This window comes from Salmonella sp. 32120201201600049SM (genome assembly GCF_017572835.1).
Classification (GTDB): domain Bacteria; phylum Pseudomonadota; class Gammaproteobacteria; order Enterobacterales; family Enterobacteriaceae; genus Salmonella; species Salmonella enterica.
Map to the genome: position 1 here is coordinate 99,786 of NZ_JAGESA010000012.1, position 24,485 is coordinate 124,270.

Here is a 24,485-nt window from a genome sequence, read left to right on the forward strand (position 1 = left end):
TTTCGGGGGATTTATGTTTAGTGGAAAACCGCTGGATTATCAGGACGAGCCGCTGGCCAATAATGGTTTCTGGCCGGATCTGAATCTGAAGGATTTTCAGGCGCAGCGGTCACTACCGCCAGATATTGACGCTGACACCATCAGCCAGGCGCTGCTTGCCGCTGTCGCGGAGGTGAATGCCGAGCTGGAAAACGTGGAGGCCAGCTGGAAAGCGAAAGGCCATACGCTGGCGGCAGATGTGCCGGGTGTAAAGATGGGCGGACTTAACAGCCTGTGCGCCCAGTACATGAAAGCCGTTTTTGCCAGGGCAAAAGCGGATCTGTTGGGTGAGTTCGCCACTATCGGACGGCGTGATACCCATCCGGGGCAGGAAAGCCAGGAGACACGGGCCGGGTTACTGGCTGAGGCGTCCGTGGTGATCCGTCGCATGAAGGGGCTTAAACGGGCAACGGTGAAAAAAGTATGAGCCAGACGCAGATCCAAAGCCTGACCGCTTTTTTTCAGGAGAACGTTCCGCCGCGGGCGATGCAGTCATTTGACAGCGTACTGGATGAAATGAAGTTCATCCCCGCCGCGAAGGATTACGGGCTGGGGCAATATCGCCAGGCGGTTATTCGGTATGACGCAGTTCTGAGCTGGGCGCGTTTTCCCTATCGCCTGTGTCCGCCGCAGTTACTTATGTCCTTACTGGCGGCGTGGCTGGACGATGCAGACAGAGACCTGCTGGATGAAGTCGGGCTGAGTGAAGCCGAACCTGACTGGGATGTGTCGGTGGAAGATGAGGAAACCGCCACTGTGGTGCTGACCGTTCCGATGGTGGAAGAACTGGTGATCAGGCAGGACGAAAACGGGGCTATTCCGTGGCGTGGTGAACGCTGGTCACTGGCAGATCCTGAAATCTGGACGGCGTTAACTGCCAGCATTTTCAGTGTGGATGAAACCGGGGCGCCGGTGAGCGGGGAAATATGATAGCCGGTGGCAAGCTGAATAAAAAACAGCTGACTGAATTACGTAAGGCGCTGGCCAGTATGGAGTTGCCACCGCAGAAGCGCCAGCGGCTGATCTGGCGTCTGGCGAAATATGGCGTAATTGCTGCGGCAAAAAGACATGTTCGTAACCAGGAATCCCCGGACGGCCAGAAATGGCCGGGACGTAAGACAAAACGCAAAGGGAAGATGCTGCGTAACCTGCCAAAGCTACTTCATATCCGTGAAATGCCTGAGATTCAGGCCGTACGGATCTATTTGCAGGGCGGCGGGTACCGGAACGGGGAAACGCCGGTTCCGGCAGGAACCGTAGGTTATGCGCAACAAAACGGAATGCGGGTAAAGGTCAGCCGCAGCAGTCAGCCACGTAAGGCGGACGCCGGAAAAATGGCGACACCTGCCCAGGCTAAAAAACTGCGTGCGCTGGGGTATCGGGTGAGAACCGGAAAACGCTGGAAAAAGCCCACGCTGGGCGATATCACGCGGACGATGCCATACAGCCAGGCCGGATTACTGATTCGAAAGCTGAGTGGTAAAGCAGTGAAAACCAGCTGGACTGTGGATCTTCCTGCCCGCGTATTTCTGGGCATGAATGACGATGAATTTGATAAAGCGCTGGCGCGTCAGCTTCAGGCTATAGGCTTTGGCTGGAATGTAAAGGCGCAGGATATTAAGGGGAAAACATGACCTGGCCAACCGTGACCGTTAACCAGGTAAACCAGTTACTGGGTGAAACCAACGAGGTGGAGCGCACGTTGCTGTTTATCGGTACGGGTACCAAAAATGTGGGTAAAACGCTGGCTGTTAACGCACAGAGTGACTTTAACGCACTACTGGGCGAGGGGAACAGCCCGTTAAAAAGCGATGTACTGGCGGCAATGGCGAACGCCGGCCAGAACTGGTGGGGATTTGTTCATGTACTGGCCGCAGACAGTGAGCCGGGCGCGTGGGTGGATGCCGTCAAAGCTGCACAGGTTTCCTGCTCGGTGGAAGGCGTGGTGCTGTCGGATGATGTGGCGGCAAAAGAACAGATTAACCAGGCGGCAACGCTGCGATCTGAACTGATTGCGCAATACGGGCGCTGGGTGTGGTTCATCCTGGCGGTTCAGGGAATGCAGGAGGATGAAGCCCAGGCGGATTATCTGAAACGTCTGTCCACCCTTCAGCAGGGTATTGCAGAGAAAGCGGTTCAGCTGGTTCCGCGTCTGTGGGGGAATGAACCGGGCGTGCTGGCCGGTCGCCTGTGTAACCGGGCGGTGACGGTTGCTGACAGTCCGGCGAGGGTGAAAACCGGGGCGTTGCTTAATCTGGGCAGCGGTGAACTGCCGGAAGATGGCACCGGGAAAACACTGGAGCTGGCCACCCTTAAAGCGCTGGAAGCGCAGCGCTATAGCGTGCCGATGTGGTATCCGGATTATGACGGCTTTTACTGGGCTGACGGACGTACGCTGGATGTGGAAGGGGGTGATTATCAGTCCATTGAGACGCTACGTATTGTGGACAAGGCCGCCCGTCGTGTCCGCCTGCTGGCTATCGGTAAAATTGCCGATCGTTCGCTGAACAGTACGCCGGGCAGCATCGCGGCACACCAGACGTTGTTTGCCCGCCCACTGCGCGAAATGTCCACGGCGGCCAACATTAACGGTGTGTCGTTTCCGGGAGAGGTGAAGCCGCCGCAGGATGGAGATGTCTCTATTGTCTGGAAGAGCAAAAAGGCGGTGGATATTTACATTGTGGTACGCACGTATGAAGTGCCGCTGCAAATCACTATCAGCCTGTTACTGGATGCCAGTCTGGAGGCCGCAGCATGACCAAACGTATTTCAGGCATGTCATTTGATGCCTACATCGATGGTGAACTGATCCATATAGAAAAAATTTCGCTGGATATCACGGATAACAGCGCCGCCGCCCAGACCCGTGGTGTGCCGGACGGTCATGTTGATGGTGATGTGGCCGCAGAGGGAGAAATTGAAGTCAGTTCTAAAGTGCTTCAGGTACTGACAGCCAAAGCCCGCGCCGCAGGTTCGTGGCGAGGTATTGAACCGCTGGATTTTCTTTTCTACGCCAAAGCAGGCAGTGAAGAAGTGAAGGTCGAGACGTTCGGCAATAAATTGCAGTTAAGCAATCTGCTGGATATTGATCCAAAAGGCGGCAGCGTATCCACGCACAAAATTAAATACTTCGTGACCAGTCCGAAGTTCGTCAACATCAACGGGGTTCCGTATCTGGAAGCGGAAGCTACGGAAAATCTGATCGGGTAAGGAAAAGGGATGCAGGACTACGAAAAAGGGTTTATTGCGCTGGCAATTATGGGGGCGCTGATTGCCCTGGGCAAGATGCTGAACAGTGACGAGCCGATCACGGCACGTCTGGTTCTGGGGCGTGTCATTGTGGGCAGCGCGTTATCAGTAGCGGCAGGGGTGGCGCTTTACTTCGTACCGGATATCCATCCGCTTGCGCTTGCCGGCATTGGTTCAGCGTTGGGGATTCTTGGCCTTAATGGTGTTGAAGCCTGGCTACGTAAGAAAGGGATCGGTTTTCTGGGGAAGGGGGCTGACAAATGACACTGAGTGAAAAACAGCAGCTGTTTACCGTTATGGTGGCAAATCTGATCCACTGGGCAGAAGAACACGGCTACCGGCTGACGTTCGGGGAGGCGTACCGCACGCCGGAACAGGCGGCGCTGAACGCGAAAAAGGGCAGCGGTATTACCAACAGTCTGCATACCCGGCGTCTGGCAGTGGATTTTAACCTGTTTGTTAACGGCCAGTACCAGACCCGCACAGAGGATTACCTGCCGCTGGGCGAATACTGGGAGTCACTGGGCGGCAGCTGGGGCGGGCGCTTCAAATCCAGGCCGGATGGTAATCATTTCAGTCTGGAACATGACGGGGTTCGCTGATGGATCGTGTGGTGGCGGGCTGGCTTGTGACGGTTGTTCTGGCCTTCTGGGCAGGCTGGAAGGCGGCTAACTGGCAGCGTGACAGTATCGATCTGGCCATCAGCCGGTCAGCCAGCGCTACCGGGGAAACGCTGGCGAGCATGGCCAGTGAATCCGGGCGAAAACTGGAAGAACAACTGGAGGCTTTGAAAAATGCACCGCCGCGTGAAATTCGTACGGAGGTGGTTAAACCGGTGTTTACTAACGTGTGCCTGTCTGACGACTTTGTCCGCATGTACAACGACGCCACCGCCAGTACCGAACGTGCGTTATCAGGAAAACCTGAAAACTAAATGCGTCACGCAGCTGCCACGCCTGAAAGGGACTACGGGTAAAGATGCTGCGGAACTGTTGAATGCGTATCTTGAAATTTATGGTCAGTGCGCAGCACGCCATAATCAGTTAATAGATGAAATTAATCGTAGAGAGAGCCTTTTATATGGAAAAAATTAAACTGTGTGTCTGTGGGACTGATATTATTTTTGAACCAAATCAGACCGCCTATAATAAGTTTATTAATGAAATGGCAATGGACAATAAAGTGGCACCTGCGCATAACTACCTGATGCGTATTGTTGCAACGGAAAGCAAGGAAGCTTTAGCTGAAATATTAAAACGTCCGGGCGCTGCGCTTCAGCTTGTCAGTAAGGTTAATGATATTTACGCCCCTGAACTGGAAATTGAAGTAAAAAACTGACAAAGCGAGTCCGGGCAATTGAACAGAACGGACTCGAACAATATTTAATACTTCGCCGTCATTATTTACCACATGGTCAGGATTCCGTTGACGATATTGCCGCCGCTATCTGGCTGGATAACCGTCACTGGGAATATACAGGAATTGCTGTAGCCAATGGTGTGGCTAAAGCATTTAAAGGCACAGAATGAAACAGTTAGATTTTACATTAAGCCTGATTGATAAGTTGTCCCGCCCGTTAAAACAGGCACAGAGCAGCGTCACCGGCTTTGCGGAAAAATCAAAAGCGGCCTTTATGCAGATTGGCGGTGGTGTGCTGGCTTTAGCGGGTACAGGAATGGCCATACGGGGTGCGTTATCACCGGCAATTGAAATGTATGATGCGCTGAATGATGCAGCATCAAAAGGGATTGATGATCAGGCATTAAAAGCCGTACAGCGGGATGCGCTGCGCTTCAGTACAACTTATGGCGCCAGTGCGGTGGAATTTGTTCAGTCCACTGAAAGTATTAATTCCGCTATTGCCGGGCTGACCGGTAATGAACTGCCGAAAGTGACAAAAGTTGCTAATACCCTGGCGTTTGCCCTGAAATCCACCGCCGCAGAAACGGCGGAATTTATGGGGCAGATGTTTGGTAATTTTTCCGCCGATGCGGAGCGTCTGGGCAAGGTTCAGTTCGCTGAGCAGCTGGCCGGAAAAATGGTGTATATGCGCAAGGTCTTCGGTACCGAAATGGGCACTATCAAAGACCTGATGGAAGGGGCGCGGGGCGTCGGTACCAACTACGGCGTCGGACTGGATGAACAGCTGGCGGTACTGGGGCAGCTTAACCGCACGCTGGGAACGGAAGCCAGCAGCGCCTATGAAGGCTTTATGACGGGGGCAGTTGAAGGGGCAAAAAAACTGGGTCTGTCCTTTACTGACGCCACCGGAAAAATGCTGTCCATGCCTGAGATGCTGATTAAATTGCAGGGCAAATACGGCAAGAGCCTGGAAGGGAATCTGAAAGCCCAGGCGGAACTGGATGCGGCATTCGGTGACAGTTCGGCTGTGGTCAAACACCTTTACGGTAATGTGGCGCTTCTCCAGAGGAACATCACCGAACTGGGCGGATCTGACGGTCTGAAACGTACGCAGGAGATGGCCAGTAAACTGGTGAAACCGTGGGATCGGTTTGTACAAATCCTGAAAGCCATTCAGACCGTAATAGGGCTGACACTAATCCCGGTATTGTATCCGGTGCTGAACCGTCTGGCGGATATGGGACAGACATTTGCCAGATGGATGCAGCTATTTCCCAACATTGCCCGTGTTATCGGCTACGCCGCTATGGCGTTGCTGGGGTTTGCGGCAGTGGGCGCGGTTGCCAATATTGTGATGGGCGCTTCTAAGTTCATCATGGCAGGTTTACGCGGGATCTGGGTTGCCATTACCGCCGTCACGAAAGCATATACGGCAATGGTATGGTTGGCACAAATTGCTGTTATCGCCTGGAATGCGACGCTTAAATTTTTGCGCGGAGCGTTGCTGGCCGTTCGTATGGCGGCAATCATGGCCGGAATCGGTATTAATCTTATGAGCTGGCCGGTCTTGCTTGTGATCGGGGCGATAGCGTTGCTTGCGGCGGGTTGCTGGTTGCTGATTAAACACTGGGATACGGTGAAAGCAGCTGTTATGGAAACATCCGCGTTTCAGGCATGTGCCAGGGTGGTGGCGTGGCTGGCCGGGGTGTTTTCCACAGCATGGCAATTTATCAGTGAAGGCTGGAACAGTTTTATTGCGCTATTAACAGGGTTTTCACCCTCACAGGCATTAAGTGGACTGGCGTCGGGTATTGTATCCATGTTTGATAATGTCTGGCAGTCCGTTAAAGGTGGTTTTCTGAAATCGTGGAACTGGATTGTTGAGAAGCTGAATAAAATACCCGGCGTTGATATCTCAATGGCTAATGAAACCTCTTCGCCACCATTAACAGTAAATAATTTATCTACAGGTGGCGAGCTAAAAGGAATTGATAAAGGTGGTATCAGTAAATCTGTCAGTAATAACTCAAGGTCTGTGACGGATAACAGCCGGAAAATTAATACTGTCAATATCTATCCAAAAGAAATGATAACGCCGGGGCAGTTAATGGAGTTTCAGGAGCTGGGCGTATGAATGAAATCCTGTATGTTGATTTATTAATTCAGGGAAATGACTTTGTCCTGAATACCGGTAATGAACCTGAATTATGTAATAACCGTAAAAGTATCGGGCAGGACATTATTCATTCCATTATTGAAAGCGGTCTGGCGACGGAATTAATTGCCGAGAGAAGCCCGACCATGCGGGCAGATATTTTTACCCGTATGGAATTACTGATTGAGGATGATGAACGTATCGTTCCGGGAACAGTGGAAATCGGTGAAGAAAGCCGGACACGGTTGTGGATCACGGCCAGTACTTATGACTTCGGCGGAATATCGGTACAGGTGGATTTATGACGGAAAAGCCACAGGTTGACTTTGAAGAGGTGGTGAAAGCCAGCGGTATGCCGGTGACGGAAGAAGAGATTCGCGATCGCTTTAATGCCATTGCGACGGAGGAGGGAATTATCACGAATACCTCCCGTATGTCTCCGTTCTGGCGACTGGTCACGGCCATTGTAACCGCGCCGGTGATGTGGCTGAAGGAGGTTCTGATCTCCACCGTACTGGCCAATATGTTTGTGGCCACGGCCAGTGGAAGCATGTTACGGCTGCTGGCATGGGCGGTGAATATCACGCCGAAGCCCGCCAGCGCTGCACAGGGCGTTATCCGTTTTTACAAGGAAGACGCCAGCGCCGTGGTGACGGTGAAGGCCGGAACGGTGATACAGACAGAACGTATTAACGGCAGGGTGTATGAACTGGCCACCACGGAAGATGTGGTGATTGCCTTCGGTACCGCCAGCGCACTGCTGCCGGTAAAGGCAACGGGAACGGGCGGCGCATATAACCTTGCGCCGGGATATTACCGCATTCTGCCGGTGGCCGTGGACGGCATCAGCCATGTGGCCAGTGAAGAAAACTGGCTGACCGTACCGGGCGCGGATGAGGAAAGCGATGATGAACTGCGTGAGCGTTGCCGTAACCAGTTTAACCTGGTGGGCAACTACCACACGGACGCGGTGTACCGGTCGATGATTGCCGGTGTTGCCGGACTGAGCATTGACCGGATTTTCTTTGAGCACGAAGCACCGAGGGGGCCGGGGACGGCCAACGCCTATTTATTGCTGGACAGCGGCGTGGCTTCTGCGCCGTTTGTGGATGCCGTGAATGACTATATCAACACGCAGGGGCATCACGGCCACGGGGACGATATGCAGTGTTATGCCATGCCGGAAACCCTGCACGATCTGGCGGTCACTGTCTGGGTCAGGAACCTGAACAACATCAGTGATGATGAACAGAAGCGCCTGAAGGACGGTATTGAAAACCTGATCCGGTGCGCCTTCCGGGAAAATACGGACTATGACGTCAGAAGGACGTGGCCGTATTCACGGTTCTCCTTCTCGCAGCTGGGGCGCGAAATCCATAAAAATTTTCCGGTAACGGAATCGCTGAATTTTTCGCTGGATGACATTGCCAGTGAGCTGAATGTGCCGCGCCTGAAATCGCTTGTGGTGAGTATTGAGAATGAATGAGTTCATGAAAAAACTGGCCGGAATGGTACTTCCCTCCTGGATGGACAGGGGCGAGCCGCGAAAACTGCTGCAAACGGCGCGGCGATTCTGGGCGGAGGTGTACGGCTGGGTGACGTGGCCACTGAACCAGTTTGATCCGCTGACCTGTACACCGGCATTACTTAACCTGCTGGCGTATGACCGGGACATTTCCCGCTTTGACGGGGAGCCGCTGGAACTGTTCCGCAGGCGTGTGGCGTATGCCTTCGTGAATGCGCGTGACGCCGGTTCTGTTGAGGGATTTATCAGTATCTTTGAGCGTATGGGGATCGGGTACGTCGAACTGCTGGAGCGCCAGCCGGGAATTGACTGGGATGTGATTCAGGTTCGCGTCACGGACAGCCAGATTGCGGATAACACGCAGCTGATGATCCAGATTATCCGGCAGTACGGGCGGACATGCCGCCGTTACCAGTTTGAAGTGATCACGTCCGAACGGCTGACTATCCGGGCGGGATGGGATCAGGGGGAATATGTGGTTTATCCGGCAGCACTGAGCGGTACGGAAACCAGCAACGCGACATACAGCGCAGGGTTATAAGGGGATTATATGTCACAGACAGCAATTACACTGGCATTTGAACAGTGGAAAGCGCAGCAGGGCACCACGGGGGAGCCTGTTCTGCTGGATGAATTTGTGTTCGCTAATGTGCCGGCACTTGACCCGGATCAGCCGGTTGACCGCAATGAAACCCTGCCACCGGCTGAACAGATTGTTCACCGGCAGGCCGTCAGCCGTAAGGGCGTGGTGAATGACAACGCTGTGGTGCATTCCGTCGTACTGGGGGCTGATGTGGGGGATTTTTCCTTTAACTGGATTGGATTGCTGAATAAAGCCAGCGGTACGCTGGCAATGATTGTTCATGCGCCATTACAGCAAAAACTTAAAACAGCTGAAGGGCAACAGGGGAACGTGCTTACGCGCTCGTTTCTGATGGAATATAACGGCGCACAGGCTGAAACCGGAATTAATACGCCTGCTGAGACCTGGCAGATTGACTTTACCGCACGTATGGCCGGAATGGATGAGCGCCTGCGCCTGGAAAATATCGACATCTTCGGGGCGGCGGCGTTTTTTGGTGACGGCTATCTGGTCGGGAAAAGCGGGAATCAGTTTTATGTGACCAAAGGTACCGGCTATGTGGCAGGGCTGCGCACAACGCTTGCAGAAAACCTGAATATTACCGTGACAACCAGGCCGGTCAAAGTCTGGCTGGATGTATGCTGGACAGGAACGCTTACCAGCGTGTGGGGTGTGCAGTCCCGTATTACGGTTGCTGACAACCTGGCGGATTATGTGCAGAACGGCGTACAGCATTATGTGTTTGCGGTGGCGGGTATTGATGAAAACGGCAATATTACGGATTTACGCCCGAAAGGGACGCTGAATGAGCAGCAGGCCAGCGATGCGCTGAGAAAACATGAACAATCCCGTAACCATCCGGACGCCACAACCCGCGAAAAAGGGTTTGTGCAGTTAAGCAGTGAAACAAACAGCGATTCGGAGATGCTGGCCGCAACGCCGAAAGCGGTTAAAGCGGCTATGGATAATGCGAACGGACGACTGGAGAAAAACAGTAATGGCAGCGACATTCCTGACAAGGATTTGTTTGTACGTCGTATCGGTGCCGCGCGAGCGTTTGATGGCGCGGTGACTATCGGCGGTGATGATAATCCGTGGACGACGGCGGAATTTATCGTCTGGCTGGAGTCGCAGGGCGCATTCAATCACCCGTACTGGATGTGCCGAGGGACATGGTCTTACGCTTTAAATAAAGTTATCACCGACACGGGCTGTGGCAATATCTGTCTGGCTGGCGCAGTGATTGAGGTAATGGGAGTGCGTGGCGCGATGACTATTCGGGTGACAACGACCACCACAACGTCTGGTTACGGAATTGCCAGCGCTCAGTTTACCTATATCAATAACGGCGATGGATATTCTCCGGGCTGGCGACGTGATTTCAACACCATAAATAAACCCACTGCCGGTGATGTGGGTGCATTGCCGATTACAGGGGGGCGGATTAATGGGGCTTTAGGTATTGGTACTGACAATGCACTGGGCGGTAATTCTATTGTATTCGGCGATAACGATACAGGGTTTAAGTGGCACAGTGACGGCGTTCTGGGTATTTATGCCAATAATGCCCAGGTCGGTTATATCGACAATTCCGGGCTGCACATGCTGGCAGATATTCGCGCTACTGGTGTCGTGCGTGCCGGCAACGGAAAAACACTGACGTTATCGAGTGGTAACAATTCTGCACTGAATGCTGGTTTAAGTCTGTGGGGAGGTGGAGAACGTCCAACAGTCATTGAGCTGAGCGATGAACAGGGATGGCATTTATACAGTCAACGAAATACGGACGGAAGTATTTCATTTACTGTTAACGGTATTGTCTACTGTAACGCGTTAAATATAGGTGGCGCTATTTATCAGAATAACGGTGATATCTTTGGTTCGGTATGGGGAAATGGCTGGTTAAGTACCTGGATTCACAACAATGTAGTAAAAGCGGTCAGACTTGGCCCCGTGGCGCTTTCTGGCGGTCTGTGGCGTGATTTTCAGCTTGGCGGCGGACAGGTGGTGACGGGGTTCCATACTGACGGTAGCTGGGAAATGGAAGGTGGTGATGACAAGGTTTATTACCGTCCCATTCAGTATCTGGTTGGTGATACGTGGGTGACAGCCCCAAGTGTATAAGAAGCAATAATTATGACAACGGCAAAAAATAAAAAGAACAAGCAGTTTTTAAATATTAAAAATTTCATTCCGTATACACCGGAACCAGACGACACATTATTCGCCGGTGCGGCGCATCTACAATCAGAGGATGGTCAGGACTGGTATGCATGCCAGCAATTATTTTCAGAAGACACGCTGAAAATTACCTACGACGATAACGATGTTATTACGTGTATTACGCGCGATATTTCCGGTTTATGGCCTGCTGGCCAGAGCGTGGCGGAGCTACCTGATACGGATGAAAACCGTCGCGCTGATATTTCAGGCGGCTGGCAGTTTAAAGACAGTAAAGTCGTTCAACGGGTTTATTCGCCGGAAGAGCTGCGTAAAAAGGCGGAAGCTGAAAAAGTTCGCCGCCTTGCTGAGGCTGAATCAGCCATTGCACCACTGGCGCGGGCAGTAAAACTAAAAATTGCCACAGATGAAGAGATTAAACGGCTTGAAGCATGGGAACTCTACAGCGTAATGGTTAACCGTGTGGATACAGCTTCCCCTGACTGGCCGGAGGTACCGGATGTGGCGTGAAGCGCGTCTGGCTTTTACGGATTCACTGGCTGCGCTGGATTGTTCCGTCGTTCCGGCGCATCCGTGGATTCACGGTCTGGGGCAGCAGACAGATAACGGGGCATACCTGAGTCCGGTCAACGCAATCCATTATCTGGCGGAAAGACTGGCCGGAACGGGAGGCAATACCGATGTGGTGATCATGATGGTAACGGGACAGACCCATGAAAACTTCATGAAGGGGCTTAACAGCCTGGTGGATGTTTTCCCAGCGCCCGCATTCACCCAGGTTAGACGTCTGGCTGAGTCTGCGGCGACACTGGCTACTGAGAAAATGCAGATCCCCGCGAAAGCCGGGGCTGGACTGCCGGTTGCCATTCCGCTGTCCGTTCCGACCAGCAGGGCAGCGTTATCCGCTGCCGCTATCAGTGAGGCGCAGAAAGCGGCTGGCGCCGGATTCAGCCTGGACGGGCTGAAACAACAGCTGGGGGAATTTACGCAACTGCGTGACAGCCTGATTAACGATGTGGCCAGCGGCCTTGCTGATTTGCAGGGGAAAAGTGCCAGGGCATGGGTATTTACGGCCAGTGGCGACACCGCCGCCACCCTTCTGGCGCTGGTAAAGGACATTCCGCAGCCTTCAGCCGTTTATACTGCGGCAATCATGCTGGCCGGAAAAAATCTTGATGGAATAAGGGGCATGATTCATGACGTCGATCCCGACACTGGCGCTTAATGGTGAGGCCATACTGCTGAAAAACATGCGCGTGACCGTTTCCCAGCAGTTTCAGGATAAAGACCAGTCCGGCCAGACCAGCGCGACCACCAAATCAGAGCAGGGGGCAAAGGGCAAAGAGCTGCGTATCAGCGGCGAAATACCCTTTAAAAACCCGGAGATCCTGAAGCGTATTTTTGAACTGGCCAGCGCCACCGATGCAGACGGGAAACGCATGAAATACCGCGTTGCGCATGAGGTGGCCAGAGCGGTGAATTTTCGTGAGGCCACCTTCAGCGGAATGCTGGATGCGCCGCAGCAGGACGGGAAAATGGCATGGCTGGTCACGTTCACCCTGACGGAACATGTCAGCGTACAGGAGAAGCGGGAAGCCAGGGCAACCGGTAAAACAACGGCAAAAAAACAGACGGCCAGCAGTACGGGACAACCCGGTGGGCAGAGTGCCGGAGAGGATGAAGAAAAACTGACGTGGTTTGAACGCAGGGTACTGAAGCCCGTCAATGACGCTTTAGGTTAATGATGAAACCAGTAAAACGCCTTTACCTTTCAACGGATGAAATACACCTGGCTGACGCCAGTCTGGTGCTGGAGCTGAACAGCTGTGGACGTGGCTTTATTACGGCACAGACGACCACAGACTACACCGGCAAACTGGTACGGCTGGATGTGGGGTATTCCGGTTTACTTCTGCGCTGGTTTACCGGCTATGTGGAGCGCTCACAGCCTGCCGAAAACGGTTATCAGCGTCTGTTCGTCCGCGAGCTGGCTGGCGTATTTGAACGGATGTGGCCATGCTCATTCCAGCATCCCACACTGCGCGATGTGGCCGGATGGCTGGAGGAAAACAGCGGGATCAGCATTGCGGTACCGGATGTGCCGTACAGTGATAAACCGATCCCCCATTTCACCCATAACGGGACGGGATACCAGCTGCTGAATAATCTGGGCAGGGCATTCAGTATCACGGATTACATCTGGTATCCATTGCCGGATGGTTCGCTGTATGTCGGCGGCGCAGAAAAGGCGCTGTTTGCCGGACGTCCGGTAGAAATCCCGGCAGAGTTCAGCCAGGAAACGGCGGGCGGTAATTCCATGACATTGCCGGTGATCCAGAGTCTTCGTCCGGGCGTGGACGTGAACGGGGAACGCGTGACCAAAGTTCATCTGACGAATGACACAATGACCATCACGTGGACACCACGGAACCGCGCCACAGGTCAGCCATTACAGAAAACACCGGCGCAGCGTCAGATAGAAAGCCATTACCCGGAACTGGCTTCAGGTCTTCACTTGCCCAAACTGGCCAGGGTAGTGGCACCCAGCGAGGCCGTAAAAAGCGGTAATTTTGCCGACCCGTTCCGGCCACGGTACGCTGTTGACGTGCAGCTGCTTGACGCGGACGGCAACCCGGACAACCAGACGCCGGTATATTCCGCCGTACCGCTGCCAGTGCCAATGGCCGGTAACGATTCGGGAATGTTCCAGTTTCCACCGGAAGGAACGCTGGTAGAGGTGGCGTTTACGGGCGGCAGGCCGGATAAGCCCTTTATCAGGCAGACGCTGCCGGATGGCACCAGTCTGCCGGACATTAAGCCCGGCGAACAGCTGCAACAGCAGCGGGCGGAAGTCTCGCAACGCGTGACACAGGCAGGAGACTGGGTACGCCAGACGGATCAGACCATCAGTGAAACATCGATGGCGCGGACGGTGAAAGCCGACACGGAACGGCGCGAACTGGTCAGCCGTGAAACCACGGTGAAAGCCACGGATAAAATCACAGTACTGGGTACCGCCACGCTGATGGCCGGAGCCATACAGCAGGTCAGTGCTGGCGACTTCAGCCAGGCGGTAAAAGGAAACCGGCTGGCCAGTATTACAGGAAATGAAGAAACCGAAATCGCCGGGCAGCAGTCCACGAAAGTGGCCGGTGCCATGAATGTTGATGTGGGGGGAACCCTGACAGAAAAGATTGCCGCATTGCGTAAATCGGTGGCATCGGGCGGTCAGCAAATTATGGGGCCAACCGTCCATATTGGCAGTGAGAGCGTCAACACACTGACCATGATGCTGGACACCATTGATTTACTGGCAGAGCTGGCGCAGCAGTGCGCAAGCCATTCACACCCCAGTGTCGGTACGCCGACGAACGCGGGCGCATTTAACCAGACGGCAGCGAAGGCCGGACAGACCCGGAGCAAGTACCAGAACATCATCGCCTGATTCTCTCTTTTCAGCCCGCATAATGCGGGTTTTTTTACACCCTTCATCAGGCGTCCCCTGACGCATTCTAAGCGCTTCTTTTATCTGACCACTACCGCGCAACACCACAAAAGGATCTGTGCTGTCACGTTACGCTGACGACGCCACACGCTGACAAAATAAATCTTTCGCAGACAAAAACGGCGCTACACCGCACCCGCCTGCGGTTTCTGGAACGATAAAATTTTTCAGTTTTCTTTTTCTACAAATCACCGCCCCCGACAGCGCCAGTACTGGTGGCTTGCCAGAAAACCAAAACTGAAAAGATTGAAAAAAATTTCAGCTTTTTCAGTAAATAGGATCTGTTAAGGATCTAATGATAATTACAACCAACAGATAAATAAGGGAAAAATAAATTTTACGCAAACAAAGTCGATCTGATTGTGAAGTAAGATAGCCGACACAAAAAGCCCGCGGTACCAGTGATGGTGCGGGCTGTGTCTACTTGGCTGCGAGTTCAAGAACTGAAAATTCATCATCCGTGAAACTCACTGCCAGATTTGGTTCAGCGTTTTTTGGGTGGTGGCGCAACTTGCTGGGTTTGTTGTGTTTGTCGTGGCGGCTGGTAGCCATTGTTTTGTTGGCCCGGTCTGGTTGTCGGCTGATAACCTTTTTCAACAGGTTGCCAGCCATCTTGCTTAGGCCGTGGATTGTTAACTGGTTTTTCTTCAGACATTTTCAATCTCGCTATTGCTGATGATAGGTTGTTTTACCTCAATAAACTCAACACTTTCGATTTCATTAGTCAATATAATTATACCTAAGGTATCCGTTAATTCGTGATCAAAATCACCGTCATTGTCTAATTTCCAGTGTTTTTCTAAATATAGTTGTTCTGGTTCAGGGCTTCCTGATGCGAAAGAATTATAACCATAAAACCCTCCATATTTTTTCCCATTCTTTAATGTTACTAAAACCCAACAACGCTGATTAGTTGAAAAAAAATAGTCCCAAGCACGTCCTGTTGGATGAGGAAGAAATTGTCTGATTCTATTGCTACGACGAAGCATTAACAAGATGATAGGGAGTAGCACTGGTGTGATAATTAAGACAACTAAATAAAACACATAATACCAAAAAGGATGTGTTGAAAAAACATTATTGGTTTCAATTAGATAAATAGGTATTAATAGGAGTGAACAGTTTATGCAGCTATAAGAAACAACATCTATTAAAACTTTGGATGTATCTGTATCGTTTGATGGGTGAAAAAGTCTATATACTCTCATGCTGATGAAACCAGGCATAATAAAAAGTACAAATAGCAGCAACTTTCCCTTTTCAAGTATATCCATGACTCATTCCTTTTTTTAGGGATAAGCCGGATTTGTTATAATCCGGCTACAGAAATTAGAACACTTCAATATCGAACGATGTAATATCACCAGATGGAGTGTTGGGGCGTTTACCAACGAGGCTCTCTACAGTAGTGAAAAGGACGCCCTCCGCCCCACCTCTTTCACGATATGAATCTTCTTTGATGAAAAGATTTGTTTGTTGCATTCTTAATATCGATCTATCAATTAACTCGTACAAATCACAACCTGAGTGTTGTAACTCTGATAGTAATGCTTTTAGAGCAAGTTCAGTCTGGTGCTTAGTAGCCATTTGTATTTTATCCTTCAATTGGTGAGAGAACCCTCATCCGAAATTTCTATAATTTCCCTTCTGAAATTTTGAAGTCTACGATTTCTTTGGTTTTCAGATCCATGGTGCACGCGTAAATCATGGTCATTTTTGCATTGAAGCCGTTTGTGAATTTGACCTTATCACCAATAAATGTTAGCTGATTTTTTTTGCTGTCGATTCGGCTATGAGAGAACATTGGGTCTAAGAGTCCATCAGTCCATTCGTATTCGTACTTTGCCGCTTGTTCTACTAACGGTTTGCATTTGGCTACGGCATCAACCAAGTTCTTATCAAAATTGCACTGGGTATCAGTGTTAGAACATACCTTGGGGGGTTCTGCAATCTTCTCATCATCGCGACTGCCAATGAAGTACATAATTACTACCACAATGATAATCAGAATGAGACACCCGCCCAGCTTCTCTTTTGCACCGAAGCCCGGATCTTTAACTCCGCAATGGGGACAGGTTTTCGCAGAGGTTGAGACCTCTTTTTTACATTCTTTGCATTTAGTGAGTGCCATAAAACATCCTTTTAGCTGTGCAAGGTAGCTATCAGAAACCCAGCATTCGACTAAGCGGGGGGACAAAAAAGGGACACTGGGTGCTAATGTAAAAAAACCACTTAGTAAATAAGTGGCTTAATTATATGATTTTAAAGCTAAAATTTGGTGGCCCCTGCTGGACTTGAACCAGCGACCAAGCGATTATGAGTCGCCTGCTCTAACCACTGAGCTAAGGGGCCGTGGCGGTGGATTATAATGTAACTTTACGCTGTAATCCAGCCGTAACCGTGCGGGTGCTGTTTTTATAAACAATGTGTTTTCAACCCGTTATACTTAAAGAACGTTGTATTGATCAGGAGTAATAATGGTTAAGGACATACTGGCGCCAGGGCTACGGGTGGTTTTTTGCGGCATCAATCCGGGACTCTCCTCGGCGAATACCGGCTTTCCGTTTGCGCATCCCGCGAATCGTTTTTGGAAAGTTATTCATTTGGCCGGTTTCACCGATCGACAGTTGAAACCGGAAGAGGCGGAAAAATTACTGGATTTTCGCTGCGGGGTAACGAAACTCGTCGACCGACCGACGGTACAAGCGACTGAGGTGAAGTTGCATGAATTACGTAGCGGCGGACGCAACCTGATTGAAAAAATAGAGGACTACCAGCCCGCGGCGCTGGCGGTGCTTGGTAAACAGGCTTTTGAACAGGGGTTCAGCCAGCGCGGTATCGCCTGGGGTAAACAAAAGATCGCCATTGGCGCGACGATGGTGTGGGTGTTGCCGAATCCCAGCGGCTTAAACCGAATTAAAACGGAAAAACTGGTCGAGGCCTATCGCGAACTGGATCAAGCGCTCATTATGCGTGGGCTATAGCAATGGGGAATGAGGGCGCGAATACTCGCGCTGTGTAGAAATTCTGCAGGCCAAATAGGGCGCTTGCGCATGGCCTGATAAAAAAACGCCGCCTTGCGGCGGCGTTTATACCTGTGCGGCGAATTAATCGTCGAGGAAGCTGCGCAGCACTTCAGAACGGCTCGGGTGGCGCAGTTTACGCAGCGCCTTCGCTTCGATCTGACGGATACGTTCGCGGGTAACATCGAACTGTTTACCCACTTCTTCCAGCGTGTGGTCGGTGTTCATATCGATACCGAAACGCATACGCAGCACTTTCGCTTCACGAGCGGTCAGGCCAGCCAAAACGTCGTGAGTGGCGGCACGCAGGCTCTCGGTAGTGGCAGAGTCCAGAGGCAGCTCGAGGGTGGTATCCTCGATGAAATCACCCAGATGCGAATCTTCATCGTCGCCGATCGGCGTTTCCATGGAGATTGGCTCTTTGGCAATCTTCAGCACCTTACGAATTTTATCTTCCGGCATCAGCATCCGTTCAGCCAGCTCTTCCGGCGTTGGCTCGCGGCCCATCTCTTGCAGCATCTGGCGAGAAATACGGTTGAGCTTGTTGATGGTCTCAATCATATGCACCGGAATACGGATGGTGCGCGCCTGATCCGCGATAGAGCGGGTGATCGCCTGACGGATCCACCAGGTAGCGTAGGTGGAGAACTTGTAACCACGACGGTATTCGAACTTATCTACCGCTTTCATCAGACCGATGTTGCCTTCCTGAATCAGGTCAAGGAACTGCAAGCCACGGTTGGTGTATTTCTTGGCGATAGAAATAACCAGACGTAAGTTCGCTTCAACCATCTCTTTCTTCGCACGGCGGGCTTTCGCTTCCCCGATGGACATGCGACGATTGATGTCTTTCACCTGTTCGATGGTCAGACCGGTCTCTTCTTCAATCTGCCGCAGTTTTTGCAGACAGCGTTGCACTTCTTCCGCGACATCGTGCAGTTTTTCCGACCACGGTTTGTTCATCGCGATAGCGGCGTTGAACCAGGTTTCGCTGGTTTCGTTACCGGTAAACAGCGTGATAAAGTTCTTCTTCGGCATTTTGCACTGCTCGACGCAGAGCTTCATGATCAGACGTTCCTGAGTACGCACGCGATCCATCATCACGCGCATACTGTTGACCAGATAGTCGAATTGCTTCGGTACCAGACGGAACTGTTTGAACACTTCAGACAGCTTCAGAATCTCTTCCTGCGCGGCAGCATGGCTGCGGCCTTTCGCTTTGATGGTGTCGCGCGTAACGACGTATTGCGCGCGCAACTCAGCGAATTTTTCGCGTGCCAGTTCAGGGTCAATGCTGTTGTCGTCATCGGCGGCGTCATCGTCGCCGTCTTCTTCATCTTCGTCTTCGTCATCATCCAGGTCTTCCTGGGAGAGTTCAGAACCGACGTGAGTTGCGGTCGGCGCCATCTCTTCTTCCGCGTTCGGATCGACAAAGCCGGTGATAAGATCGGACAAACGAGCCTCTTCAGCCTCAACGCGATCGTACTGTTCCAGCAGATAGGTAATGGCTTCCGGGTATTCGGCAACGGAGCATTGAACCTGGTTGATCCCGTCTTCGATACGTTTAGCGATGTCGATTTCGCCTTCCCGGGTCAACAGTTCAACAGTGCCCATTTCACGCATATACATGCGTACCGGGTCAGTCGTACGACCGATTTCAGACTCAACACTGGACAGAACTTGTGCAGCAGCTTCTTCCGCATCTTCATCGGTGCTGGTGGTATTTTCAGCCAGCAGCAGATCATCGGCATCAGGCGCTTCTTCCATTACCTGAATACCCATGTCGTTGATCATTTGGATGATATCTTCAATTTGATCTGAATCGACGATATCTTCCGGCAGATGGTCATTGACCTCAGCATAGGTCAGATAGCCTTGCTCCTTACCACGGGTGACAAGAAGTTTCAGCTGTGACTGCGGGTTTTGCTCCATAAGACGGTATCCACACTTATTCGTTTGATTGGTGTCGACGGTATAGCTGTCGACATTTAAAGCGAGGGCATACTTATATTTTGGCCGCTGCCTCTCACTGCGGCTGTCGGGGGCTTCCCGATCGATATGCGGCATTTAAGCCGTTAAATTCATTTTCTGGCCAGCTCCTGGTTTAACGTCCAGAGCTCTCGGCGTTCTTCGCTGCTTAAACCGTGAGTGCGATCGCGAGCGATCAGCTCTTCTTGTCGCAGTTGCAGCAGCGAATCAAACATATGGTTGAGTGAGTCGGTAAAGGTCTTTTCGGCAATCGCCTTATCTGCTATATCGTCCCACATCGATAATTTTTCAAGGGTCGCAGCATCATTTGTGCCACGGTAGAGTTCCAGAAGTTGTCCGGTAGTAAGACCTGGCTGAGCCAAACAAGTTTTGACCAATTCTTTAAATAAGCCAAGTCCAGGCAGCTTATTCTGATCCAGCGCGTCTAAGGGCGGCACTAACGGCGCGAGATCCGGATTTTGCACCAGTAATCCTATCAGTATACGCATGGTCGTGCGTTTTAGCTGCGGAGCCGGGCGGGAAACGCCGCTTTCCGCCTGTTTTGGCACTAAACGATCAAGCTGACTATCATCGAAAATGCCTAACTTCAGCCCCAACGTCTGACGCAGCTGAATACGGTGCGCGTCGCCAGGCACCTGATTAATGAGCGGCAGCGCCAGTGCGGCTAACTGCGTGCTGCCATCCGGCGAGCTTAAATCCACCTGCGGCAGGAGGCTATTAAACAGAAACGTAGAGAGCGGCTGCGCCTGCTCCATCCGCGCTTCAAAAGCCGCCTTGCCTTCTTTACGCACCAGCGTATCCGGGTCTTCGCCGTCAGGTAAAAACATAAAGCGTACCTGCCGACCGTCGGTCATATAAGGCATTGCTGTTTCCAGCGCTCTCCAGGCGGCATCACGGCCAGCCCGGTCGCCGTCGTAACAGCAAATCACGTTGTTCGTCGCCCGGAATAACATATGCATATGGTCTGCCGTGGTTGAGGTACCCAGCGAGGCGACCGCATAGTTAATGTCGTATTGCGCTAGTGCGACGACATCCATATAACCTTCGACCACAAGCAAGCGTTGCGGTTCAGCACTATATTGCTGAGCCTCATAAAGACCATATAGCTGGCGGCCTTTATGGAAAATGTCCGTTTCCGGAGAGTTAAGGTATTTCGGCGTGTCGTTCCCCAGAACTCGGCCGCCAAAACCAATCACCCTGCCGCGTTTGTCCCGAATAGGGAACATGACCCGATTACGGAAACGATCGTAAGTGCTGCCCTGCTCGTTATTGACCAGCATCCCGGCATCCAGCAACAATGCCTTGTTATCGCTGTTATTACCGAAGCGCTTTAACGCGTTATCCCAACCTGGCGGCGCGAAGCCAATGGCGAAACGCTGAATAATTTCAGCGCTCAGACCGCGCTTTTGCAGATAGTCACGCGCAGGTTTTGCCGCAGGATGGGTAAGCGACTGCTGATAAAAGTCATTCAGACCATTCATCAACTGATAGAGGTTTTGCCGTTGATGGCGCTCTATCTGGCTAAGCCCGGTGCCTGCTTCATAGGGAATTTCCAGGTTATGCATGGCCGCTAATTCTTCGACGGTTTCGACAAATTCGAGCTTGTCGTAATTCATCAAAAAGTCGATCGCATTGCCATGCGCGCCGCATCCAAAGCAGTGATAAAACTGTTTTTCACCGTTTACGGTGAAAGAAGGGGTTTTCTCATTATGGAATGGACAACACGCGTGATAGTTCTTGCCCTGTTTCTTGAGTTTTACGCGCACGTCGATCAGATCGACGATATCGGTTCTCGCCAGCAGGTCATTAATGAATACGCGTGGGATTCGTCCAGCCATATGCCCCTTTTATACACGTCATTCTTCAGGCTGCCGTAGTGTTGGCTACGTTCGCTCACCCCTGTCGCTGACTTGCGTAAGCGCCGGGGACTTGCTCTCTTGCCGCCTGGACGCAGCATGAATGATTTTGTGTATATGCTAATGCATAAACGAAAACAAGCCGCGCATTCCTTTCGGAAGCACGGCCTTACAACTACAACTCGATCTGAATTGAGAGCAGCCCGCTCTCAAAAGATTAGTACAGACGAGTACGGCGTGCGTTTTCGCGAGCCAGTTTCTTCGCGTGACGTTTCACTGCAGAAGCTTTAGCGCGCTTACGTTCGGTCGTCGGTTTTTCATAGAACTCACGACGACGAACTTCCGCCAGAACACCTGCTTTTTCGCAGGAACGCTTGAAGCGACGCAGAGCTACGTCGAACGGCTCGTTTTCACGTACTTTAATTACCGGCATGTGCCTCTCACCTTTGATTAATTCGGTTTGCCGCTGGCATCAACGCCAGCTTATTTCAAAATGGTGCGGAATTTTACTGCAATTGCTGCTGCTTTGTAAAGCACCGCGGCCTTTTTTGAAAGGGACTTTTATAAGGTGAGGGAGTATACACGAAGTCGGGACTGAGGGTATACATCCACCCGCATTCGACCTACACTGCGCGGTATTAGAGCGAGGTAAAACAAGTCATGCGTGTACTGGGTATTGAAACATCTTGCGATGAAACCGGCATCGCTATTTACGACGACAAAAAAGGTCTGTTAGCCAACCAATTGTATAGTCAGGTGAAATTACATGCTGACTACGGCGGCGTAGTGCCTGAACTGGCTTCCCGCGATCATGTGCGTAAAACCGTGCCGCTGATTCAGGCGGCATTAAAAGAAGCCGGTTTGACGGCGAGCGATATCGACGCGGTGGCCTATACCGCAGGCCCGGGCCTGGTCGGCGCGCTGCTGGTCGGCGCAACCGTCGGGCGTTCGCTGGCATTTGCCTGGAATGTGCCGGCCATTCCTGTACACCATATGGAAGGTCATCTGCTGGCGCCGATGCTGGAAGATAACCCTCCGGAGTTCCCGTTTGTGGCGCTACTGGTCTCCGGCGGACATACGCAGCTCATTAGCGTGACCGGAATCGGTCAGTACGAACTGCTGGGTGAGTCGATTGACGATGCTGCCGGTGAAGCGTTTGATAAAACTGCCAAATTGTTGGGGCTGGATTATCCTGGCGGCCCGATGCTGTCGAAAATGGCGTCGCAGGGGACGGCGGGACGTTTTGTCTTTCCGCGCCCGATGACCGATCGTCCGGGACTGGATTTTAGTTTTTCCGGTCTGAAAACCTTTGCCGCTAACACCATTCGTAGTAATGGCGACGACGAACAAACTCGCGCTGATATCGCGCGCGCTTTTGAAGATGCGGTCGTGGATACGCTGATGATCAAGTGCAAGCGCGCGCTGGAAAGCACCGGTTTTAAGCGTCTGGTCATGGCGGGCGGCGTCAGCGCTAACCGCACGCTGCGCGCGAAGCTTGCCGAAATGATGCAAAAACGCCGCGGCGAAGTGTTCTATGCGCGCCCGGAGTTTTGTACTGACAACGGGGCGATGATCGCCTATGCCGGAATGGTGCGGTTTAAGGCGGGCGTTACGGCGGATCTTGGCGTAACGGTACGTCCGCGCTGGCCGCTGGCCGAGCTGCCGGCGGCGTAAAAGCGGAAAAAGGGGGCGACATCATGCCGCCCCAACGGGTTTACAGCAAAACGACGGGCATCCACAACAGCCCGGTGACGATCAGCAGCACCAGGAAGATCAGGCCGAAAATCGCGCCTAACCACGCCAATGGTGGAAGGGTGACGCGCGGCGGATTCGATATGTACGCCTATCACCGAGCTATTGCCGGTCAATCCTTGTGGGCCGAGCCCCAGACGGTTGAGGCCCTCTTCCAGACGCAGCTCCAGCTCAATCTTTCTGGCGTTTCTTTTTCAGCTTCGTCCAGATTTTCGTCTCCTGGCGACGCCACAGACGCTGGATGTTGTCATGATGGCGCAGCAAAATGAGACATGACAGCATCGACACCGGGAAGGTGAACTGCGGTTTAAACCACCAGACGTAAAACGGCGCAATCAAGGCGCTGACAATCGCCCCTAACGATGAATAACCGCTTAACAGGACCGTCAGCAGCCAGGTGCCAGCCATGACGCCGGTTAAATCCCAGCCGATGGGCGCAATGGCGCCAAACGCGGTTGCTACGCCTTTCCCGCCTTTAAAGCCAAAAAAGACCGGCCAGATATGCCCCAGACAGGCGGCGATAGCGATAAGCCCCAGCCAGAAAGGGGTAACGCCTAACGCATACGCGCCCCAGACGGGCAACATGCCTTTAAGGATGTCAAAAATAAGTACCGCGACAGCCGCTCCCTTGCCACCGATTCGTAATACGTTCGTCGCGCCCGGGTTGCCGGAACCGCTTTCTCGCGGATCGGGCAGCCCGGCGATGCGGCAAACCAGAATGGCACTGGAAATTGAGCCGCAGAGGTACGCGAAGAGGATCATTCCAGGCGCGATTGCACTCATAAGCTGTTCCGTATTGAAAGTGTCGTTTTATTTACTATTTCTGTGGATAATACGCACATTTCGCCGGAAGTGGTATCCGGGTTAGCCAAAAAGCAGGCAGGTCGTGATGGATATTGTATTTATAGAGCAACTTTCGGTAATCACCACTATCGGTGTTTACGACTGGGAACAGACTATCGAGCAAAAACTGGTGTTCGATATCGAAATGGCGTGGGATAACCGTAAGTCGGCGAAAAGCGATGATGTCGCAGATTGTCTAAGTTATGCGGATATCGCCGACACGGTGATAAATCATGTCGAAGGCGGGCGTTTTGCTCTGGTCGAGCGCGTGGCGGAAGAGGTGGCGGATCTGCTGCTTAGCCGATTTAATTCTCCGTGGGTTCGCATCAAACTGAGCAAGCCTGGCGCCGTCGCGCGCGCGGCGAACGTAGGGGTAATTATTGAGCGTGGCAATAATCTGAAATAAAAATAAATAATTTTATA

At 52.1% G+C, this 24,485-nt stretch carries 29 protein-coding genes, 1 tRNA gene and 3 pseudogenes; 23 read left to right on the forward strand and 10 right to left on the reverse strand.

Features of this window, described 5'->3' with window-relative positions; translation table 11 throughout:
• The first annotated feature begins 13 nt into the window (after positions 1–13).
• From J4650_RS19510 to J4650_RS19595, 20 genes and pseudogenes are all read left to right on the forward strand, one after another.
• Entirely contained in the window at positions 14–466 is a 453-nt protein-coding gene (locus J4650_RS19510) for a head completion/stabilization protein (RefSeq protein WP_001680743.1), read from the forward strand.
• A complete protein-coding gene (locus tag J4650_RS19515; protein WP_000084220.1) occupies positions 463–969 on the forward strand; it encodes a phage tail protein in 507 nt (168 codons plus the stop codon). Before J4650_RS19510 ends, J4650_RS19515 begins: the two co-directional genes overlap by 4 nt.
• Positions 966–1,673: a hypothetical protein gene (locus J4650_RS19520; RefSeq protein ID WP_033567002.1), complete on the forward strand. Its 708-nt coding sequence runs from the start codon at positions 966–968 to the stop codon at positions 1,671–1,673. Before J4650_RS19515 ends, J4650_RS19520 begins: the two co-directional genes overlap by 4 nt.
• The gene (locus J4650_RS19525) at positions 1,670–2,797 is read left to right on the forward strand and encodes a DUF2586 domain-containing protein (protein WP_033567001.1); all 1,128 of its coding nucleotides are present in this window, start codon (positions 1,670–1,672) and stop codon (positions 2,795–2,797) included. Before J4650_RS19520 ends, J4650_RS19525 begins: the two co-directional genes overlap by 4 nt.
• On the forward strand, positions 2,794–3,249 hold the full coding sequence (locus tag J4650_RS19530; RefSeq protein ID WP_000166743.1) for a phage protein: 456 nt from the start codon (positions 2,794–2,796) through the stop codon (positions 3,247–3,249). The genes J4650_RS19525 and J4650_RS19530 overlap by 4 nt, the downstream gene beginning before the upstream one ends.
• 9 nt (positions 3,250–3,258) lie before the next feature.
• The gene (locus J4650_RS19535; RefSeq protein ID WP_001154425.1) at positions 3,259–3,552 is read left to right on the forward strand and encodes a phage holin family protein; all 294 of its coding nucleotides are present in this window, start codon (positions 3,259–3,261) and stop codon (positions 3,550–3,552) included.
• A complete protein-coding gene (locus tag J4650_RS19540) occupies positions 3,549–3,890 on the forward strand; it encodes a M15 family metallopeptidase (protein WP_000175560.1) in 342 nt (113 codons plus the stop codon). The genes J4650_RS19535 and J4650_RS19540 overlap by 4 nt, the downstream gene beginning before the upstream one ends.
• Positions 3,890–4,222, forward strand: coding sequence for a hypothetical protein (locus tag J4650_RS19545; protein ID WP_033567000.1), 333 nt, complete (start codon positions 3,890–3,892; stop codon positions 4,220–4,222). Before J4650_RS19540 ends, J4650_RS19545 begins: the two co-directional genes overlap by 1 nt.
• Positions 4,194–4,382, forward strand: a complete 189-nt coding sequence (locus tag J4650_RS22890; protein WP_001270303.1) for a hypothetical protein — start codon at positions 4,194–4,196, stop codon at positions 4,380–4,382. The genes J4650_RS19545 and J4650_RS22890 overlap by 29 nt, the downstream gene beginning before the upstream one ends.
• Positions 4,369–4,626 carry a putative phage tail assembly chaperone gene (locus J4650_RS19550; RefSeq protein ID WP_000411337.1) on the forward strand — a complete coding sequence of 86 codons (258 nt, stop codon included), beginning with the start codon at positions 4,369–4,371 and terminating at the stop codon, positions 4,624–4,626. The genes J4650_RS22890 and J4650_RS19550 overlap by 14 nt, the downstream gene beginning before the upstream one ends.
• A gap of 187 nt (positions 4,627–4,813) precedes the next feature.
• A complete protein-coding gene (locus J4650_RS19555; protein WP_045160255.1) occupies positions 4,814–6,784 on the forward strand; it encodes a phage tail tape measure protein in 1,971 nt (656 codons plus the stop codon).
• Positions 6,781–7,110: a DUF2590 family protein gene (locus J4650_RS19560; protein WP_001002797.1), complete on the forward strand. Its 330-nt coding sequence runs from the start codon at positions 6,781–6,783 to the stop codon at positions 7,108–7,110. The genes J4650_RS19555 and J4650_RS19560 overlap by 4 nt, the downstream gene beginning before the upstream one ends.
• Complete coding sequence (locus tag J4650_RS19565; RefSeq protein WP_045160253.1) at positions 7,107–8,291, forward strand: baseplate J/gp47 family protein; 1,185 nt, start codon at positions 7,107–7,109, stop codon at positions 8,289–8,291. The genes J4650_RS19560 and J4650_RS19565 overlap by 4 nt, the downstream gene beginning before the upstream one ends.
• Positions 8,284–8,871 carry a phage tail protein gene (locus J4650_RS19570; RefSeq protein ID WP_079948312.1) on the forward strand — a complete coding sequence of 196 codons (588 nt, stop codon included), beginning with the start codon at positions 8,284–8,286 and terminating at the stop codon, positions 8,869–8,871. The genes J4650_RS19565 and J4650_RS19570 overlap by 8 nt, the downstream gene beginning before the upstream one ends.
• A 9-nt stretch (positions 8,872–8,880) precedes the next feature.
• Positions 8,881–9,845, forward strand: a pseudogene (locus J4650_RS22895) (phage tail protein); the annotation flags it as partial.
• Between the two features lie 49 nt (positions 9,846–9,894).
• Positions 9,895–10,224 (forward strand): annotated as a pseudogene (locus J4650_RS22900) (phage tail protein); the annotation flags it as partial.
• Positions 10,225–11,049: 825 nt separating this feature from the next.
• Entirely contained in the window at positions 11,050–11,604 is a 555-nt protein-coding gene (locus J4650_RS19580) for a tail fiber assembly protein (protein WP_045160249.1), read from the forward strand.
• Complete coding sequence (locus tag J4650_RS19585) at positions 11,594–12,319, forward strand: hypothetical protein (RefSeq protein WP_000267951.1); 726 nt, start codon at positions 11,594–11,596, stop codon at positions 12,317–12,319. The genes J4650_RS19580 and J4650_RS19585 overlap by 11 nt, the downstream gene beginning before the upstream one ends.
• A complete protein-coding gene (locus J4650_RS19590) occupies positions 12,291–12,836 on the forward strand; it encodes a hypothetical protein (protein WP_045160248.1) in 546 nt (181 codons plus the stop codon). Before J4650_RS19585 ends, J4650_RS19590 begins: the two co-directional genes overlap by 29 nt.
• Positions 12,836–14,539: a hypothetical protein gene (locus tag J4650_RS19595; RefSeq protein WP_088493120.1), complete on the forward strand. Its 1,704-nt coding sequence runs from the start codon at positions 12,836–12,838 to the stop codon at positions 14,537–14,539. Before J4650_RS19590 ends, J4650_RS19595 begins: the two co-directional genes overlap by 1 nt.
• A gap of 544 nt (positions 14,540–15,083) precedes the next feature.
• Here J4650_RS19595 and J4650_RS19600 read toward each other — a convergent pair.
• The 5 genes from J4650_RS19600 to J4650_RS19620 form a co-directional block, all read right to left on the reverse strand.
• Positions 15,084–15,254, reverse strand: a complete 171-nt coding sequence (locus tag J4650_RS19600; RefSeq protein ID WP_102136625.1) for a hypothetical protein — start codon at positions 15,252–15,254, stop codon at positions 15,084–15,086.
• Positions 15,247–15,873, reverse strand: coding sequence for a DUF6338 family protein (locus J4650_RS19605; RefSeq protein ID WP_079948315.1), 627 nt, complete (start codon positions 15,871–15,873; stop codon positions 15,247–15,249). Before J4650_RS19605 ends, J4650_RS19600 begins: the two co-directional genes overlap by 8 nt.
• Before the next feature lie 55 nt (positions 15,874–15,928).
• On the reverse strand, positions 15,929–16,186 hold the full coding sequence (locus J4650_RS19610; protein WP_079948316.1) for a hypothetical protein: 258 nt from the start codon (positions 16,184–16,186) through the stop codon (positions 15,929–15,931).
• Between the two features lie 46 nt (positions 16,187–16,232).
• Complete coding sequence (locus J4650_RS19615; protein ID WP_079948317.1) at positions 16,233–16,730, reverse strand: hypothetical protein; 498 nt, start codon at positions 16,728–16,730, stop codon at positions 16,233–16,235.
• Positions 16,731–16,875: 145 nt separating this feature from the next.
• A tRNA-Ile gene (locus J4650_RS19620) sits at positions 16,876–16,951 on the reverse strand.
• A gap of 125 nt (positions 16,952–17,076) precedes the next feature.
• Between J4650_RS19620 and mug the strand changes: the two genes are divergently transcribed.
• Positions 17,077–17,583: a G/U mismatch-specific DNA glycosylase gene (gene mug, locus J4650_RS19625; protein WP_000237776.1), complete on the forward strand. Its 507-nt coding sequence runs from the start codon at positions 17,077–17,079 to the stop codon at positions 17,581–17,583.
• 123 nt (positions 17,584–17,706) lie between these two features.
• Here the strand turns inward: mug and rpoD are convergent, their stop codons facing one another.
• The 3 genes from rpoD to rpsU all read right to left on the reverse strand — a co-directional run bounded on the left by rpoD (position 17,707) and on the right by rpsU (position 21,900).
• On the reverse strand, positions 17,707–19,689 hold the full coding sequence (gene rpoD / locus J4650_RS19630) for an RNA polymerase sigma factor RpoD (protein ID WP_001120159.1): 1,983 nt from the start codon (positions 19,687–19,689) through the stop codon (positions 17,707–17,709).
• 14 nt (positions 19,690–19,703) lie between these two features.
• Positions 19,704–21,449: a DNA primase gene (gene dnaG, locus J4650_RS19635; protein WP_000918865.1), complete on the reverse strand. Its 1,746-nt coding sequence runs from the start codon at positions 21,447–21,449 to the stop codon at positions 19,704–19,706.
• Between the two features lie 235 nt (positions 21,450–21,684).
• Positions 21,685–21,900 carry a 30S ribosomal protein S21 gene (gene rpsU, locus J4650_RS19640; protein WP_001144069.1) on the reverse strand — a complete coding sequence of 72 codons (216 nt, stop codon included), beginning with the start codon at positions 21,898–21,900 and terminating at the stop codon, positions 21,685–21,687.
• A 227-nt stretch (positions 21,901–22,127) separates the two neighbouring features.
• Here rpsU and tsaD point away from each other — a divergent pair, with 227 nt between their 5' ends.
• Positions 22,128–23,141 carry a tRNA (adenosine(37)-N6)-threonylcarbamoyltransferase complex transferase subunit TsaD gene (gene tsaD / locus J4650_RS19645; RefSeq protein ID WP_001264391.1) on the forward strand — a complete coding sequence of 338 codons (1,014 nt, stop codon included), beginning with the start codon at positions 22,128–22,130 and terminating at the stop codon, positions 23,139–23,141.
• A gap of 122 nt (positions 23,142–23,263) precedes the next feature.
• Here the strand turns inward: tsaD and J4650_RS19655 are convergent.
• Together J4650_RS19655 and plsY are read right to left on the reverse strand one after the other, a co-directional pair.
• Positions 23,264–23,392, reverse strand: a pseudogene (locus J4650_RS19655) (fumarate hydratase); the annotation flags it as partial.
• A complete protein-coding gene (gene plsY, locus J4650_RS19660; RefSeq protein ID WP_001272784.1) occupies positions 23,391–24,002 on the reverse strand; it encodes a glycerol-3-phosphate 1-O-acyltransferase PlsY in 612 nt (203 codons plus the stop codon). The gene plsY and the pseudogene J4650_RS19655, both read right to left, overlap by 2 nt.
• 106 nt (positions 24,003–24,108) lie before the next feature.
• Here plsY and folB point away from each other — a divergent pair, with 106 nt between their 5' ends.
• Positions 24,109–24,468 carry a bifunctional dihydroneopterin aldolase/7,8-dihydroneopterin epimerase gene (folB, locus tag J4650_RS19665; RefSeq protein ID WP_000355776.1) on the forward strand — a complete coding sequence of 120 codons (360 nt, stop codon included), beginning with the start codon at positions 24,109–24,111 and terminating at the stop codon, positions 24,466–24,468.
• Positions 24,469–24,485: the final 17 nt, after the last annotated feature.

Bases quoted from the DNA above. Each gene is read 5' to 3' on its own strand.
- J4650_RS19510 (WP_001680743.1), top strand. From the start codon at position 14: ATGTTTAGTGGAAAACCGCTGGATTATCAGGACGAGCCGCTGGCCAAT.
- J4650_RS19515 (WP_000084220.1), top strand. From the start codon at position 463: ATGAGCCAGACGCAGATCCAAAGCCTGACCGCTTTTTTTCAGGAGAAC.
- J4650_RS19520 (WP_033567002.1), top strand. From the start codon at position 966: ATGATAGCCGGTGGCAAGCTGAATAAAAAACAGCTGACTGAATTACGT.
- J4650_RS19525 (WP_033567001.1), top strand. From the start codon at position 1,670: ATGACCTGGCCAACCGTGACCGTTAACCAGGTAAACCAGTTACTGGGT.
- J4650_RS19530 (WP_000166743.1), top strand. From the start codon at position 2,794: ATGACCAAACGTATTTCAGGCATGTCATTTGATGCCTACATCGATGGT.
- J4650_RS19535 (WP_001154425.1), top strand. From the start codon at position 3,259: ATGCAGGACTACGAAAAAGGGTTTATTGCGCTGGCAATTATGGGGGCG.
- J4650_RS19540 (WP_000175560.1), top strand. From the start codon at position 3,549: ATGACACTGAGTGAAAAACAGCAGCTGTTTACCGTTATGGTGGCAAAT.
- J4650_RS19545 (WP_033567000.1), top strand. From the start codon at position 3,890: ATGGATCGTGTGGTGGCGGGCTGGCTTGTGACGGTTGTTCTGGCCTTC.
- J4650_RS19550 (WP_000411337.1), top strand. From the start codon at position 4,369: ATGGAAAAAATTAAACTGTGTGTCTGTGGGACTGATATTATTTTTGAA.
- J4650_RS19555 (WP_045160255.1), top strand. From the start codon at position 4,814: ATGAAACAGTTAGATTTTACATTAAGCCTGATTGATAAGTTGTCCCGC.
- J4650_RS19560 (WP_001002797.1), top strand. From the start codon at position 6,781: ATGAATGAAATCCTGTATGTTGATTTATTAATTCAGGGAAATGACTTT.
- J4650_RS19565 (WP_045160253.1), top strand. From the start codon at position 7,107: ATGACGGAAAAGCCACAGGTTGACTTTGAAGAGGTGGTGAAAGCCAGC.
- J4650_RS19570 (WP_079948312.1), top strand. From the start codon at position 8,284: ATGAATGAGTTCATGAAAAAACTGGCCGGAATGGTACTTCCCTCCTGG.
- J4650_RS19580 (WP_045160249.1), top strand. From the start codon at position 11,050: ATGACAACGGCAAAAAATAAAAAGAACAAGCAGTTTTTAAATATTAAA.
- J4650_RS19585 (WP_000267951.1), top strand. From the start codon at position 11,594: ATGTGGCGTGAAGCGCGTCTGGCTTTTACGGATTCACTGGCTGCGCTG.
- J4650_RS19590 (WP_045160248.1), top strand. From the start codon at position 12,291: ATGACGTCGATCCCGACACTGGCGCTTAATGGTGAGGCCATACTGCTG.
- J4650_RS19595 (WP_088493120.1), top strand. From the start codon at position 12,836: ATGATGAAACCAGTAAAACGCCTTTACCTTTCAACGGATGAAATACAC.
- J4650_RS19600 (WP_102136625.1), bottom strand. From the start codon at position 15,254: ATGTCTGAAGAAAAACCAGTTAACAATCCACGGCCTAAGCAAGATGGC.
- J4650_RS19605 (WP_079948315.1), bottom strand. From the start codon at position 15,873: ATGGATATACTTGAAAAGGGAAAGTTGCTGCTATTTGTACTTTTTATT.
- J4650_RS19610 (WP_079948316.1), bottom strand. From the start codon at position 16,186: ATGGCTACTAAGCACCAGACTGAACTTGCTCTAAAAGCATTACTATCA.
- J4650_RS19615 (WP_079948317.1), bottom strand. From the start codon at position 16,730: ATGGCACTCACTAAATGCAAAGAATGTAAAAAAGAGGTCTCAACCTCT.
- mug (WP_000237776.1), top strand. From the start codon at position 17,077: ATGGTTAAGGACATACTGGCGCCAGGGCTACGGGTGGTTTTTTGCGGC.
- rpoD (WP_001120159.1), bottom strand. From the start codon at position 19,689: ATGCCGCATATCGATCGGGAAGCCCCCGACAGCCGCAGTGAGAGGCAG.
- dnaG (WP_000918865.1), bottom strand. From the start codon at position 21,449: ATGGCTGGACGAATCCCACGCGTATTCATTAATGACCTGCTGGCGAGA.
- rpsU (WP_001144069.1), bottom strand. From the start codon at position 21,900: ATGCCGGTAATTAAAGTACGTGAAAACGAGCCGTTCGACGTAGCTCTG.
- tsaD (WP_001264391.1), top strand. From the start codon at position 22,128: ATGCGTGTACTGGGTATTGAAACATCTTGCGATGAAACCGGCATCGCT.
- plsY (WP_001272784.1), bottom strand. From the start codon at position 24,002: ATGAGTGCAATCGCGCCTGGAATGATCCTCTTCGCGTACCTCTGCGGC.
- folB (WP_000355776.1), top strand. From the start codon at position 24,109: ATGGATATTGTATTTATAGAGCAACTTTCGGTAATCACCACTATCGGT.